This is a genomic window from Pseudanabaena sp. 'Roaring Creek' (assembly GCF_001402795.1).
GTDB lineage: Bacteria > Cyanobacteriota > Cyanobacteriia > Pseudanabaenales > Pseudanabaenaceae > Pseudanabaena.
This window is the reverse complement of the sequence record NZ_LIRE01000694.1, coordinates 1-15,391: the sequence shown is the minus strand read 5'-3', so window position 1 is coordinate 15,391 and position 15,391 is coordinate 1. Positions and strand designations below refer to the sequence as shown.

12 protein-coding genes are annotated in these 15,391 nt (G+C 45.6%); 5 read left to right on the top strand and 7 right to left on the bottom strand.

Going from position 1 to position 15,391, the window contains the following annotated elements; genetic code table 11:
• Positions 1 to 122 precede the first annotated feature (122 nt).
• The 3 genes from AC805_RS19755 (at position 123) to AC805_RS19745 (ending at position 3,514) form a co-directional block, all read left to right on the top strand.
• Entirely contained in the window at positions 123 to 857 is a 735-nt protein-coding gene (locus AC805_RS19755) for a phosphoadenylyl-sulfate reductase (protein WP_055076993.1), read from the top strand.
• Between the two features lie 239 nt (positions 858 to 1,096).
• A complete protein-coding gene (locus AC805_RS19750; RefSeq protein ID WP_055076992.1) occupies positions 1,097 to 1,963 on the top strand; it encodes an alpha/beta fold hydrolase in 867 nt (288 codons plus the stop codon).
• 537 nt (positions 1,964 to 2,500) lie between these two features.
• Entirely contained in the window at positions 2,501 to 3,514 is a 1,014-nt protein-coding gene (locus AC805_RS19745; protein WP_156341491.1) for a hypothetical protein, read from the top strand.
• On the opposite strand, the gene AC805_RS19740 is transcribed toward AC805_RS19745, so the two are convergent.
• A complete protein-coding gene (locus AC805_RS19740; protein ID WP_009626306.1) occupies positions 3,511 to 4,494 on the bottom strand; it encodes a beta-ketoacyl-ACP synthase III in 984 nt (327 codons plus the stop codon). The two genes, AC805_RS19745 and AC805_RS19740, sit on opposite strands and share 4 nt — an antisense overlap.
• Before the next feature lie 84 nt (positions 4,495 to 4,578).
• A complete protein-coding gene (gene plsX / locus AC805_RS19735) occupies positions 4,579 to 5,622 on the bottom strand; it encodes a phosphate acyltransferase PlsX (RefSeq protein WP_072143693.1) in 1,044 nt (347 codons plus the stop codon).
• A 121-nt stretch (positions 5,623 to 5,743) separates the two neighbouring features.
• Between plsX and AC805_RS19730 the strand changes: the two genes are divergently transcribed.
• Complete coding sequence (locus AC805_RS19730; protein WP_055076989.1) at positions 5,744 to 7,483, top strand: hypothetical protein; 1,740 nt, start codon at positions 5,744 to 5,746, stop codon at positions 7,481 to 7,483.
• 291 nt (positions 7,484 to 7,774) lie between these two features.
• On the opposite strand, the gene AC805_RS19725 is transcribed toward AC805_RS19730, so the two are convergent.
• The 4 genes from AC805_RS19725 to AC805_RS19710 all read right to left on the bottom strand — a co-directional run bounded on the left by AC805_RS19725 (position 7,775) and on the right by AC805_RS19710 (position 13,410).
• Positions 7,775 to 8,689 carry a prohibitin family protein gene (locus AC805_RS19725; RefSeq protein ID WP_055076988.1) on the bottom strand — a complete coding sequence of 305 codons (915 nt, stop codon included), beginning with the start codon at positions 8,687 to 8,689 and terminating at the stop codon, positions 7,775 to 7,777.
• Positions 8,690 to 9,094: 405 nt separating this feature from the next.
• Complete coding sequence (locus AC805_RS19720) at positions 9,095 to 10,441, bottom strand: amino acid ABC transporter substrate-binding protein (protein WP_082429571.1); 1,347 nt, start codon at positions 10,439 to 10,441, stop codon at positions 9,095 to 9,097.
• Between the two features lie 160 nt (positions 10,442 to 10,601).
• On the bottom strand, positions 10,602 to 12,551 hold the full coding sequence (locus AC805_RS19715) for a cation transporting ATPase C-terminal domain-containing protein (protein ID WP_055076986.1): 1,950 nt from the start codon (positions 12,549 to 12,551) through the stop codon (positions 10,602 to 10,604).
• Between the two features lie 406 nt (positions 12,552 to 12,957).
• Positions 12,958 to 13,410, bottom strand: coding sequence for a hypothetical protein (locus AC805_RS19710; RefSeq protein WP_055076985.1), 453 nt, complete (start codon positions 13,408 to 13,410; stop codon positions 12,958 to 12,960).
• Between the two features lie 375 nt (positions 13,411 to 13,785).
• Between AC805_RS19710 and pyrE the strand changes: the two genes are divergently transcribed.
• Complete coding sequence (pyrE, locus tag AC805_RS19705) at positions 13,786 to 14,349, top strand: orotate phosphoribosyltransferase (protein WP_055076984.1); 564 nt, start codon at positions 13,786 to 13,788, stop codon at positions 14,347 to 14,349.
• Positions 14,350 to 14,408: 59 nt separating this feature from the next.
• On the opposite strand, the gene AC805_RS19700 is transcribed toward pyrE, so the two are convergent.
• Entirely contained in the window at positions 14,409 to 15,218 is an 810-nt protein-coding gene (locus AC805_RS19700; RefSeq protein ID WP_055076983.1) for a prohibitin family protein, read from the bottom strand.
• Positions 15,219 to 15,391: the final 173 nt, after the last annotated feature.

Sequence of the window (15,391 nt, the reverse complement as noted above, 5' to 3'; positions counted from 1 at the left end):
AGCTATAAAACACCATGAGCGATGACGCGAAGCGCCATCGCTCATCTTTGGCATATTTCGCGAACTCGGGCGTAGGGCATAATAACATTAGTATCTCTAAGTCATGATTCATCAAGTAAATAATGACCCTCCAAACCGATATCGACAACGCAGCCGCTCAGCTCAAGGGCAAAAGTCCTCAAGAAGTCCTCGCATGGGCGCTTGGTAACTATGAAAAAATCTCGCTTGCCTCTAGTTTTGGTGCAGAAGATGTCGCATTAATCGACATGATCGCCAAAATCAAACCCGATGCCCATGTATTTTCTCTTGATACGGGAAGATTAAATGGGGAAACCTACGAAGTAATCGCAAAGGTACAACAAAAATATCCTCAACTCCAATTGCGAATCATGTTTCCCCAGTCTGAAGCCGTGGAACAAATGGTCAGTACCAAAGGCATTAATTTGTTTTATGACAGTGTTGAGAACCGCAAACAATGCTGTTACGTCCGTAAGGTCGAACCCCTCGGACGCGCTACGCAAGGTCTGGACGCATGGATTACGGGTTTGCGCCGCGATCAAACCGCTAATCGTTCGACCATGGAAACCGTCGAGCTCGATGGCGATCGCCAAATTGCGAAGATCAATCCGCTGATCGACTGGTCAAACGAACAGGTTTGGGAATATATCCATCAGAACGATGTTCCCTACAATGCCCTACACGACCAAAATTTCCCCAGCATCGGTTGCGCTCCCTGCACTAGAGCGATTCAAGCAGGCGAAGATCTGCGTGCTGGTCGCTGGTGGTGGGAAATGAGCAACCAAGAATGCGGACTCCATGTTACTAGCGATGGTCGCTTAGTTCGCGCTAAGGGCTAAATGCTCACCCCGCAAGCTTCCCATCGATGGAAGGAAGTGCAGCAACTCGTGCTGCAAGAAGTGATCCTAAGAAACCATTTAAGAATTACTTTCTGCGGTCAAAAACTCTAAGAGATCCCCCTCAATCCCCCTTAAAAAGGGGAAGAATTTAATTCTCCCCCCTTTTTAAGGGGGGCTGGGGGGGATCTAGTGAAGTCTTAAATGGTTTCTCAAGTCTTTATATGTAGAGAGTTACGGTAATGCAATATCGCGATTGGTATTTTCGAGGCTGGCGATCGCGCTATGGATTTCGCCGAGCATTTCATGCCGATCCCACTAAGCCACCGATCCTCTTAATTCATGGGTTTGGGGCGGCGATCGATCACTGGCGCAGCAATATTCCCGCATTGTCAGAAAACCATACGGTATACGCCATCGACCTTTTAGGATTTGGTGGTTCGGAGAAGCCCCCCATCAACTATTCGATCCATTTGTGGGTAGAGCAGGTTTTAGGGTTTTGGCAAAAATTTATTAAAGTCCCCATGACGATCGTGGGCAATTCCATCGGTGCTCTGGTGGCAGCGATCGCCGCCAGCCATCATCCTGAAATTGCTGCGGGGGTCGTGACCATTAGCTTGCCAGATATCGCCGCTTTTAACGATATGGTTCCCAAGTTCTTGCAGCCGATCGAACGAGCCGTGAAAGCGATCGTTTCGGCCATCCTTGTCAAACCCCTATTTCATTTGATCCGTCAGCCATGCGTCATTCGCCTAATTCTCAAAGGAATCGTCTATAGCAATCGCCATCGCGTTGACGATCGCTTAGTAGAAATTATTGCTAAGCCTGCCCGCGATCGCCAAGCTGCCGAGGCTTTTCTCCGCCTCAATCGCAGTCTGAATCAACCCGATTATTCGCCCAGCTTGACCCAAGCCCTCGCCCAACTGCAAGCCCCTCTATTAATTTTGTGGGGAAGTAGCGATCGGCTCATTCCGCCATCAGAAGGCAAGCGGCTAGTCCAATACGCACCAAATGCCACCCTCATATACTTAGAAGGAATGGGACATTGCGCCCATGATGACAATCCCGAGCGAGTAAATGCGGAAATTTTAAATTGGCTAGCAGCGTAACCTGCTCCAACTCCAAAAGGATTAGTTGCGGCGCAAAGCGCCGCAACTAATCCTTTTGGGGTTTTATACCAATTCATGAAAGTATGACAACACTTTTGTAAATTAAAAACCAAACCCAGTAAGGTTTTGAGATTCCCAAAATGGCAACGCCATTTTGGGAATTGGTATTATGTCCTCTACAAAACCTTCATGGCGATAAATATGGGCTACCATGCAATGGTAAGTGCCGAGACTCCCGTAATTAATTGGTAGCTGATTTAGTTCTAATAATTAAACAAGAAATTTAGGACTAATGGCGGGGTATTCTCTAGCCCAAAGATTAAACCAATTCACGAAAGTGTCACAACGCTTTTGTTTTGTGAATTAAAAAACAAACCCAGTCAGGTTTTGAGATTCCCAGAATGGCATTGCCATTTGGGGAATTGGTATTGGCTGGAGCTATCTAGGAGTCGCAACTTTTGGTAAATTCATAAGTCCTCTAGATCGTCTGAGACTTGCCGAGTTAGGAATGCAAATAGTTTCATAGGTTTTATGCAGATGCACCAAGTAGTTATATCTCAGGCATATCAAACTATTGAGAAGTTATGGCAACGAGCGCTCAGCGCCCCATCGGATATTGCCCTATTTATTAGCAATCTTGCCATTATCGAGCAAAAAATTCTCTATCCGCGCTATCAAAAATTTATTCAATCCTATCAACCCTTACTAAATCGTCCAACAGATGAAGAACAAAAAATTGTTCGAGAACTAGAACATTATGGGATATCAGTCTCAACGTTAGATGATTTGGCGATTCCTGATAGCGATCGCTTTTTTATGGCTGCTCAAAATATCTCGCAGGAACTCAAAGACAAGGCTCAGTTACCCCTTTACAGTGGCAAACATACATTAAATATCGATGCCGAGCAGATTATGCGCTATCCCGAACTGTTTTTATGGGGCGCAGATGCCAAGATTTTGAGAATCGTTGAGAACTACCTCAAATTGCCCGTTGCCTATGATGGTCTGTCCTATTACTACAGTCTTCCCGATTGTCAGGAAACGGGACCCCGCAAATGGCATCGCGATAAAGAAGATTGGCAAATGATCAAAGTTGGTGTCTATATCAATGATGTCAATGCCGATGGAGGACCTTTTGAATGCGTTACCCCTGAAGCCAATCACGTCCTCAGCGAGCGACTGAGCGCTAAATCCCTGCGTCGGTACAAGACCGCCCTACACCATGAAGTTCTTGAAATGCTACCTGCCCATCTCCAAGACAATTGGTATAAAAGCTGTGTGGGTAAAGCAGGTACGGTGATTTTTGTAGATACGGCGCGATATTACCATCGTGGTAAGCCCCCAACGAAATTCGATCGCTCGGCGATCTTTTTTGGCTATTGCAGCCGCAAGCCCAAACATCCTTTTTTCTGCGGGCGATCGCCGCTTTCGATGGCTCAATTGCAATATATGGCAAGCCTTTTGCCCGAAGATATTCGTGACTGTGTGACTTGGCGCGATCGCTTAGAAGGGCTGAGCAAATGGATCCCCAAAAATCGCCTGAAGGTCTAGCCCCAACGGAAAACGGCAGAACCCCAGCTTAAGCCCGCGCCAAAACCCGCGATCGCAATTAGATGGTTAGGCTGAATTTTACCCGACTGCACCCATTCATCAAGGGCGATCGGAATCGATGCGGCGGAAGTATTGCCATATTTACCCATATTGCTGACCGCCTTAGCGGGATCGATGCCAAACCGATTGACTACGGCATCAATAATGCGTTGGTTAGCTTGATGCAAAATCAGCCAATCGAGATCGTTAACCTCAAGCTGGGCGTAATGCAGGGACTTTTCGATCACCTCAGGCACTTGGCGCACGGCAAACCGATAGACCTCTTGCCCGTTCATACTGATCGGTTCAAAGGTACTGCGTCCCAAATAATTAATATTGAGAAATTCATTACCCTTGCCATCGCTCCGCATCTCAAAGCCGAGCAGGTTATTTTCGGGTTTATTTTGGCTGCTCGCTTGCAACAAAACTGCCCCCGCGCCATCGCCAAATAAAATACAAGTGCGGCGATCTTGCCAGTCCACCCACCGAGAAAGCACATCCGCCCCAATGAGTAAAACGTTTTTGTAAGTCCCTGTATGAATATATTGGGATGCGGTGACTAAGCCGAAAACAAAGCCTGAACAGGCGGCGACCAGATCGAAGGCGACCGCACGCTCAGCACCTAAAAGCTTTTGGACTCGTCCTGCGGTACCGAATAAATCATCACTGGTCGAGGTTGACAAAATAATCAGGTCAATATCCTGTGGGGTCAGTCCTGCGGCGGCGATCGCCTTTTGACCAGCTTTCGAGGCAAGACTTGCGACCGAATCCTCCTCTCCATCGGCAATATGCCTTTCTCGGATGCCCGTGCGCGAGCTAATCCACTCGTCGTTAGTGTCCACCATCTGCGCGAGGTCGTGATTAGTAAGTACGCGATCGGGAACGGCAGAACCGCTACCAATAAAACGGACTCCAAGGAGAGAAGATGCAGTATTAGTCATGTGCTGTATTCGATCTGAATGGCTGGATAAAGTTTTTTACGTTTTACCCCTAGGGTAAAACGTAAACGATATTAAGGCTGGATATTAAGTCGGAGGATCGTCAGGTGTATCGTCAGCAGGGATAGATACCTTGGGTTTGATTTGACCGCGAATGCGATCTAGCACTCCATGATCAACGGCATCCTTAGCAACGCGGATGGCATTACGAATACTGATGGCGTTGGAACTGCCGTGACTAATTACGCAAATACCCGCGACACCGAGGAGTAATGCACCGCCATACTCGTCAGCATCAATGCGCTCTTTTACCTTTTTGAGATTGGGTTTCAAGATTAAGGCTCCAAGCTTGCCACGCCAACCCTTGGGGAGTTCTTCCTTCAGGATCTGCATCACGGCATTACCAACACCCTCGGCAAACTTCAGGACGATATTGCCTGCAAAGCCGTCACAGACAATGACATCAAACTGCCCCTTTAGAATATCCCGTCCTTCCGCATTACCCGCAAAGGTAATCTGGGGATTATCTTGCAAGGCTTGGTGAACGCGAATGGCGAGTTCGTTACCCTTACAGGCTTCTTCACCAATATTAAGCAAGCCGACCTTAGGCTCTTGGATGCCGATCGCGTATTTGCTGTAAAGCGATCCCATGATCGCAAACTGCTCTAAAAATTTGGGACGACAGTCCACATTTGCGCCAACATCAAGCAGCAATACTGGTTTATGGGCTACCTGTGTGGGAAACAATGCACCGATCGCGGGTCGATCGACACCCGGTAATCGCCCCAAACGCAACAGAGCCGCAGCCATAGCCGCTCCAGAATGTCCCGCCGACACCACGGCATCAGCCTGCTTGCGCTTGACTAAGTTCATGGCAACGGCGATCGAAGAATTGGGCTTGCGGCGCAGCCCCTCAAGGGGTTCATCATCCATTTCGATGATGCCCTCCGATGGCACGATCTCTAGGCGATCGCTTTCTTGATAGTTATGTTGCTTGAGGTAATTAGCGAGAATATCGCGATCGCCCACTAGCGCTATGTCTACATTTAACTGAGTCTGAGCTAATATGGCTCCTTCTATTACTTCGTGTGGGGCAAAGTCCCCACCCATCGCATCTACGGCAATTCTCACTATTTGCGATCCTGTCTGAGTTTTATGAATAAAACTGTAAAGAATTTTATTAAACCTTGCAAAAATTTTAACAGTTTGGGTAGCTTAACCTATCAGGATCGCTCAAAATATTTGAAATCAAATGCTAGAACTGAAAAAAGGCAACATTGCGATGTTAGTGAGTCGGTTGTTTCGGTTCCTAGCGATCGCTTCTATATCCGCGATCGTTATTTTGGTTGGTTGTCAGTCCAATCAAGCAGTTTCGTCTAGTGTTTCAGCTAATAAAGGCGCGCTTCCTTCAAATAGCAAGAATGCTATCGCATCGGCACCCCTCCCTGCGGGGTCGATCAAAGCAGATCTTGGATTTCGTCCAGCAGTCAATGGTTTCAGTTTTGAAAATTACGGCGAGGACAGTAGCATTAAGAATCTCTCCTCCGTTGAAATGCAAAGGATGTTTGGAAGCAAAGTTTGCGCTACCCAAGGAGAATCTTGTATTCTTACTCCTCCCGCCCAAAAGTGGATGGATGAAGTCAATAAATCCATGAATGGCGGACATTGTGAGGGAATGGCAGCGCTTAGTTTGATTTTATATGCCGATAAAGACAAGGCAAGTGGCTTTGGCAAAACGCCCGATCTCTCTTTGCTGGGTAATGAGAAACTCCAGCGTGAGATTGCTTATTGGTTTGCCACCCAGTACGTTCCACCGACTGCCACCAGCGAGATCAGAGGCAAAGCTCCATCGGAAATCCTCGATACCCTTCTCACCTCGATGAAACCGAATGCTCGTATCGATGAAACCTATACCATGGGGATTTATCAACCTGGCTTTAAGGCAGGACATGCCATTTCCCCCTATGTCGTAGGCGATTTAGGTGATGGCAAGTATGCAGTGATGGTGTATGACAATAACCATCCTAAAGTAGAGCGAACGATCGAGATCGATCGCAATGCAAATACGTGGAAATATAATGCAGCCACTAATCCCGATGAACCTGAATCGGAGTACTTGGGGGATGCAGATACTAAGACACTCACCTTAACCCCCACTCCACCCCGCTACGAGCGTCAAGCCTGTAATTTTTGCGGTACGGAAGAACAATCTGATGATAATAGTTCTGAAAAATCATCGGCTAAGGTTAATGCAAATGGAACACTGAAATTCAATCAAATTTTCCTTGAAGGAGATGCCGATCTGTTAATTACTAACGGCAATCAAAAAATTGGCTATGAGAATGAAAAATTTGTAAATTCTTTTTCAGGAGCCACCTTCACTCCTATCAAGAGTAGCGAACTTTGGAAAGATGATGAAGAACCGATCTACAATATTCCCGTTGGCGTTCCATTCACCATTAATTTACAAGGTAACAAAAAAAGTAATAGCAAAGAACTAATCGATGTTGTGATGATCGGTCCTAGCTACGATCTGGGCTTGGAAGGGATTAAAGTTAGCAAGACTGAGAAAGATTTAATTCAATTCGATGCAAGCGGTCGCAGTCTATCCTACAAACCGAGTAGTTCTGAAGCTCCCAATATTGTATTTGGTATTGCCACAAAAGCAGATGACTACGAGTTTGAATTAGATGGAGTCGAAATTGATGCTGGTGGAACCATTAGTGCCAATCTAGATACTGCAAAAGGTCGCCTCGGCATCAAGATTGCCGATACTAAAAATAAGGCAATCTTCAATTTACTGATTAGTCGTATTGATGATAAGACCGAGCAGAAATTTGAAGGCACAGACCTCGAACTATCTTCAGGTAATACTTTATACTTGGATTACGCTAAGTGGACGGGTAATGGAGCCAAGTTGACGATCGAACTTGACAAGGGAAGTAACGGTACGATCGACGAAATCACTACTATCGAAGATAAGAAGAAGTAAAACTTACCTAAGTATCTAGGTGTAATTAAATATAAAATCCCAAAAGCTGTAGCGCACGTACAGCGTGCGCTACAGCTTTTGGCTCTGGTTTTTAATTATGCCCATCTACTTATACCAATTCCCAAAAGTGTGGCTACACTTTTGGGAATTAAAAACCAAACCCAGTAAGGTTTTTAAAATCACAAAATGGCGTAGCCATTTTGTGATTTGGTATTATTTAGGAATCTCTATTAAAGAAAAAAATCCTAGAAGAAGGAAGGTGCTATACAGCGCCTTCCTTCTTCTAGGATTTTATTGTTGTGGGGAGCTTACGGCTTTACTCGCATCGCGATCTACTGGCAAGATCAATGGTGTGCCTTGACCATTACCAATAATGACGATTTTGGAATTGGGTGATGTCGATAATTTCTCCGTTGCTTCGATCTCGCGTAATTGCAAAACTGAGGGTGTTAGCCCCTCCGATAATATTTTCTGAGCATCAGCTCGTCCTTTAGCTTCGATCCGTTTGCGATCGGCTTCTTGGGTTTCTTTTTCAAGGACAAATTTCATTTGTAAATTTTCCTGCTCAGCTTTTAATCTTTGCTGGATTGCCGCCTGTAGGGTTTCAGGTACTTTCACATTACGCAAGAGGGCTTCATCGACGATAAAGCCGAGGGGAGCTAGTTGCGATCGCAATTTGTCGGCAAGTTTGAGGCTAATTTCTTCGCGCCTAGTAGCATATACGGCTTCGGCGGGATATCCAGAAACAATTTCCCGCGAAATTGAGCGGAATCTTGAAATTAAGATTTCTCTTTCTTCGAGCCCAATATTTTGATAAATACTGCCTGCTTTGGTGGGATCGATATGGTACTGCAAGCTGATATCGATCGCTAGGGATAAGCCTTCTTTAGATGTAGCGGCAATCTCCTCCTTAACATCCCGTAATCGAGTGGAGAACTGTACTACCTCGGCAAAGGGATTAATAGTATGGATGCCTGCGGGGAGGGTGCGATCGCTAACTTTGCCCTGAAAGTCTTCTACACCAACATTTCCTGCGGGGATAACGACGATGAGACGGGTTGCTGCATTGACTAAGGAAAATAAAGCAATTAAACCCGCAATCGCTCTGATGACTAACTGGGCGATGCGATGATCGACGAGACGTTTACTGTTAAAAAACACTAAGACGGAAACTAATGAAGCGATCGCTGAAATGATAAATGACATCGATATATCCCTAAACTGGCTTAGCTATTTAATAACGATTGTGATGGATAAGTAACTAGGCGTAATTAATTACAAATCCAAACCCGTAAAGTTTCGCCCCTGCGGGGCGAAACTTTACGGGTTTGGGTAATTTATTTGGCACAATTACTTATTACCCATTTGATCGCTGTTTTGCTGCTTTACTTTAATAAGTTAATTCGCTAGGGTTAAGAATTAATTAAAGAAATTGCTATCCCCATGCTTAGAACAAAGCAAAACCCCAAAGATAGGTGGCGGCGCGAAGCGCCGCCACCTATCTTTGGGGTTTTATATCCTAACCAAAGCTGACATTGCGATAGTCCTAAATAAGTAATGAAGTAACGCGCTCAGCGCGTTACTTCATTACACCATTACCGCACAAACTTTCTATCTAAAGGGCATCGAATAGAGCAATCCCCCCTGCTTCCATTGGCGATTTAAACCGCGTGGAATATCTAGGGGCGTAATATTACGGCTGTAAATATCATTATAATTTCCGACTTGTTTGAGGATTTGAGTCGTCCAGTCTGGGGCAAGCCCCAACTCAATGCCAAGGGAATCTGATGTACCAAGGAATCTGGAGACTTCGGGATTTTTCGTGTCCTTAAAGATATTGTAGTTATCCATATTTATCCCCAACTCTTCGGCATAGAAAGTGGCATAAATTACCCATGTCACCACATCCCGCCAGCGATCGTCATTACCAACTAAGGCGGGGCTGAGCGGTTCTTTGGATAAACTCAAATCGAGAATTTTGTGATCGGCAGGACGGGGCAGTTTGCTCCGCCATGCGGCAAGTTGGGATTTTTCAGAAGAGATAGCATCACAGTCTCCTTTGGTATAGGCATTTAAAACGCTATCCAGATCGGGTAAAACCATAGCTTCGATCGCAATATTGGCTTCCTTAAAGGTTGATTCCAGATTTGCGGCGTTAATTCCCGTTTCTACGCAGATTTTTTTGTCAGTCAGTTCTTTGAGCGCGATCGATGATTCATCGCTAGCTTTAGAGAGCGGTTTATCTGATTTACTATCCTTATCTGATTTACCATCCTTATCAGGGCGATCGGTACGACTCTCAGGGGCGGAACTGGGCGACGCGCTAGGACTAGCGGAACTGCTAGGAGAACTGGGAGAACTATTGGGAGAATTGCTACTAGGACTGGGGCTAGCACTGGGCGAACTGTTGGGCGAATTGGGTTTTGCCCCGATTCTAAGCATCACTCCCTGCCCGTCAAAGAAGGTCGTGGGGGCAAAAGAGATGTTTGGTGTGACATCACGGGTTAAGGTGCGCGTAGTATTCCGCATAAGGATATCGATTTCACCATTTTGGATCGCGGTAAACCGATCCTTGGCAAGCAATGGTTTAAATTCGACGGCTCTGGCATCTCCCAAAACGGCAGCGGCGATCGCTCGGCAATAATCTACATCTAAGCCGCTCCACAAGCCTTTATCATCGACATAGCTAAATCCTGACAGCTTTCCATTTACGCCACATAACAGTTTGCCGCGAGCCTTTACCCTTTCTAAAACCCCCTCTTTATCCTTACTAGTTGCCGCCGCCGTGGCAGTAGCCGTTGGGGTGGTTGTGGGGGCTATTTTTGGTTGTTCTTGGCATCCTGATAGCAGGACGAAGGTTAAGCTTGTCACCAAGCTCCATTGTCTGAAAGTTACTTTGGTCGCTGGGAGGGTTTTTCCTTTTGAAAGGACAGCAGTTTTGGTTAAATGCTTGGGCATTAAGCTCATAGGTTTAATGATTGCTAGCGCGATCTCGCGATCTATGGTCTACATGGTCTATTTGAAGCTTACATTGATTCCATCAAATTATTCTCGATGCATCGAGTCTGGAGTCAAAAAAACGAAAAAATTCATGTTTTTTGTAAATTTTAAAATTCGCTTAGCCAGTTTTAATTAACTCTTGTACCCAAAATACTGCGGTAGCACTGAGGATAGAGATCGCCCATTCAATTCCACTGAGAGGAATTGTTGCCATCAGATCGCTAAACCACGGAAACTGTACGAAAACGATTTGGCAGATAGATACAAAGGAAATGCTAAGGAGAAGTGGCAAATTGCCAAACACACTACGACGGGCGATCGCACAGGCATGGAAAATTTGGCTAAAGCCAAGGGTGATAAATGCCATCGTTCGCGCTTCTGAAAATAATGACGCTTGACCTTGGTATTTCAACCAAAAGACAGCGGAAATAGCGGCGATCGTAGCGGTAACGGCCAGCAAGATCCGCAGGTAATTGCTAGGGCGTAACATGGTTTGGAAGCGATAGGCGGGCTGCAATAGCAGGTTTTCGTGGGTGGGTTCGAGGATGAGCGGAAATGCAACGAGAGGTGTAGCGATCGCACCGACCCAGATTAATTGCAATGGTGGGATAGAAAATCCTGCAGCGGTATCCATGAGGGTCAGAATCGCTAAGGTAAAGGAGCTAGAGGCAGTCAAGAGGGCAATGCGTTGCAACCGATCGAAGATAGCGCGTCCTTCGAGAATAGCAATCGGCAAATAATGGAAGTCTTCTTTGGGCAAAATTAGCCCCGCACTATCCTGTAATTCTTTACAACCTGTGCGATCGCAAATGCCGATATCGGCTGTTCTTAATAAAGGAATATCCTCCACATCATTGCCAATGACAGCGACCGCTTGAGCCGATTTTAGACGCTCACCTTGCCATTGGCGAATCCGTTCTTGAGGAGCCTCAAAATAGCTATGGGTTTCTATGCCAATTACGCGACTAAAGGCTTCCGCATCATCTTCGGAAGCACGGATTAAGCCGCGCCACTCAATGCCTGCGCGACTCAAATTATCAAAACTCAGCACCACATCTGACTCCACAATTGGCACAATCGTGGTCACTCTGGCGATCGCATCCAATGTCGAAGGAAATCTTGCCCATATCCTCTGTTTGGCAAGATCGCGCATTCCAAATAATTGCACTTGGGTGGCGATACGTAGTAGATTCTGGGGATAGGTGCTGACGATGAGGGCAGCAGCGGTCATCGCATTGATCGTAATACTCCTTTGCCATGCAAAGCCGATCGCAGTTGTCGTCACTAATAGCAGCAATCCAATCCAGACTTGACGTAGTTGGCGCAATTCCGAATGCATAACCGAAAATGGCTTTTCCTTAATCAAGGCAGCCTGCTCCTGAGTAAAGCGACTAGTCGCAATGACAATTCCCTTGGCAGTTCCTGAGGAAACTTCCGTTCCTGCATAGATCATATTGCTACATTCGAGGGGTGGCGTTTTCTCCTCAAAGGTCAAATCGGCTTGCTTTGTACAAATTGCCTCACCGCCCAAATTCGTTTGATTTATGCGTAAATCCTCCGATGTCTCTAGAACTCGCAGATCGACATTGGGGCGATCGCCTTCCTTCAATACCAATACATCCCCAAGTACTAAATCCCTCGATGGTATTTCCATTTCTTCGCGATCGCGCAATACAATTACGGAATTAGAAGGCGTATGTTGGCGACGTTGAGGGCGATCGCGACTGACCTTCTCTCTAGTTTTAATTGACCATAGGGCGATCGCCACTCCAATCACTCCATGCAATCCCCCTACCAAGATTAACGCCCATCCCTCTGCACCATTCCACTGCAAAAAAATGGCTGCGCTCAACAGTATATAGGTCAAGGGATCGAGAAAAGGTTGTAACAGAACCTTGCCAATCGGACGCGATCGCGGTAATTTATTGGCTCCCAAGAACCGCAACCTTTGACGAGCATTCACATAGGATAACCCTTCTGCCGAGGATTCCAAAGTTGCCAATACTCGATCTACATCCATGTAGTGCCAAGGTTTCTGGAGATCCGACAGAAAGTCAAATTTGGTCATAGTTTGATTTTTGGGCTTCCGTTCGCTATTTAGTTTATACTAATTCCCCTATATGTGATGAAAATTAAGGGATTGTAAAACAGTCCCAGTAAGGTTTTGATGCATAAAATCAAATCAAGCACGATAACTAAGGAGCTAGTTTAGACATTTATTCTTCCCCCATCCTATGGTTTGCTCATCTAGGTAATACCAATTCCCCACATGAGCGACGTTGTTATTGCTGTCGCCAAATGTATTAAAGCTTAAAAAGCTATAGCTCACGCTGTGCATGAGCTATAGCTTTTTGACTCTGGTTTTTAATTATGACCAGCTACCTAGCTATAGATAGCTAATTGGTAGGTAATTAATTGGATATCGTGGGTAATCAAGACTCAACACAAAAAACTTATTTAGGTAATTTAACCGATTACCATAATGCGGGAACAGGACGAGCAGGCACTGCGGCGGGAACCTCTGGTCGAGTGACAGGAACTACAGGTGCAGGCTCTTCAGGAGCAGAGCAGGCATTAAATCCTTCACTTAACAAAGAGGAACAATAAGAAGTGGGCAAATCACGGGTGCGAATTGTTGCATCGCTGACGGTTTGCAAATCCATCATTTCTCGATTGATTGCTCGAAAAGCATTGATTTGCTGTTCCATCCATTGATCCCTATATTGAAAATTGATATAGGGGGCAGGAACGTTGGGATCGGAGGTCATATCCAAGACTTTATTCTGTACCTGAGGATAGGTGGCAGGAAAGTTGCGAGGATATTGATCTTGATCGGTGAGCAAAGGGTCGGCAAAGGCAGCACCACTAGCCAGCAGCGTTGAAGCTGCAACTAGCGATGAAGCAAGCCAAGAGAATCTAGTACTCATATAAATACGCATCCTCAAAGTTGGACGCTGACTAATGTAGCAGATCCAGTCATAAATTGACTGGTTTCAGAAAATTGATATATAGCATAGCTAACGCCAAGTGTATAGCTGTTGCCAAGCGTACTAGTACATAAACCCCAAGAATTGATTGGCGGCGCTTGCGCCGCCAATCAATTCTTGGGGTTTGATTTGTCCTAAGTCAAGTAACTGTAGCTATAAAGACCAAACGAGAGATGCGGCACGGTGCGCCGCATCTCTCGTTTGGTCTTTTTGCTTTAATATGACTGGCAACAGGAGCTCAATTTTTTGTTGTGAGGGGATGAGCAGCATTTAAACTAAAAAAGTATTTACAAAATCAAAAGCTAAGTCAAAGTTGTGGAACATCCAAATCGCGAAAAGTTGCTCGATCTGTTTTGTCGTCTTGCTTATAAAAGTGGCGACTTTATCCTCTCCTCTGGGCAAAAAAGCACCTATTACATCAATGGCAAATTAGTCACACTACATCCATTTGGTGCTTTGTGGACGGGACAGGTCTTATTAGAGATGTTGCCAGCAGAGACAGGGGCAGTGGCGGGTTTAACCTTGGGAGCCGATCCGATCGTGAGTGCGGTAAGTGTGGTATCTGCCTATGAAAATAGACCAATTCCTGCTTTGATCGTTCGTAAGCAGCCAAAAGGACATGGAACGGCAGCATGGATTGAAGGTCCTGAACTTGCACCAAACACGAATGTGGTAGTGCTAGAGGATGTGGTGACAACTGGGCAATCGGCATTACTCGCTGTCGAGAAATTACGTGATGCTGGTTACACTGTTACCCATGTATTAACGCTGGTCGATCGCCAACAGGGGGGAGCAGAGCTTTATGCCAAGGAAAGACTAACGTTTGGTGCGGTATTTAATATTGGTGAAATTCAAAATTACGCCAAGGGAATGCATTAACAAAAAACAAAAAGAGAGCTCAGCCCTCTTTTTGTTTTTTGTTAATGCGGTTATTAATGCTACTTTTGCGATTTGGTAATATCTAGATTTAGGAATGGAACCGCACCGTTTCCTCCTAATACTTGGGGAAACTTGCCATCCCATTTTTCGATCGCTTGTTTTTGCAATAGTTCCGAAGTTAGGGTCTCGCGTAGGAGGCGTTGGGCTTCCGCTTGACCCTTGGCGCGATTGATCGTTGCCTCAGCTTCCTGTTCGGCTTCTCTGGCAATATATACAGCTCGCTGAGCGCGTTGTTCGGCAATCTGTTTCTCCTCTACCGCCTTGGAAAATTCGGTTGAGAAATTTAGATCGACTACGCTGGTATCTAGAACAATAATGCCATACTTACTTAAACGTTGACTCAAAGCCTCATCAAAATCTAGCTTAAGCTCGTCACGCTTAGTGATTGCCTCTTCTACGGTGCGTCTTGCCGCAGCCACTTTAAATGATTCTTGAGTTTGTGGGGCAATGATTTTGGAAACAATATTTTGCAAAGTGCCTTGAGTACGGCGGATGGTTACCACCTCAATGGGATCGAGTCGAAAGTTAATTGCAAAACTTGCGGTGAGTTGTTGTAAATCCTTGGTGGAACTTTGGGCGGGGACTTCAAACTTCTGGACGGTTAAATCATAGACATCAACCTGTGAAATTACGGGCGGCTTGAAATGTACTCCTTCTAGCAATACGCCATCCTTCGCTTTCCCCAATATGCTCAGTACACCTGCTTCGCCAGGATTTATAATTACGAAGGAATTAAAACTAATTACGGCGAGAATTCCTAATATGGCAACTAGGATTAAGGATTGCCAGCTCGTTTCTTGGTCTTGCATTACTTTTTCCTAATATCTATGGTTTTCGATCATATAAGTAAGTGGGCTTAATTAAATATATAGCTGCCGCCAGTTTTGTTAGGACAAAATCAAAACCCCAAAGAGAGTTGCCTCGTGGAGCGCGGCAACTCTCTTTGGGGTTTTATGTCCTGATACAGTTGGCGGCAGCTATA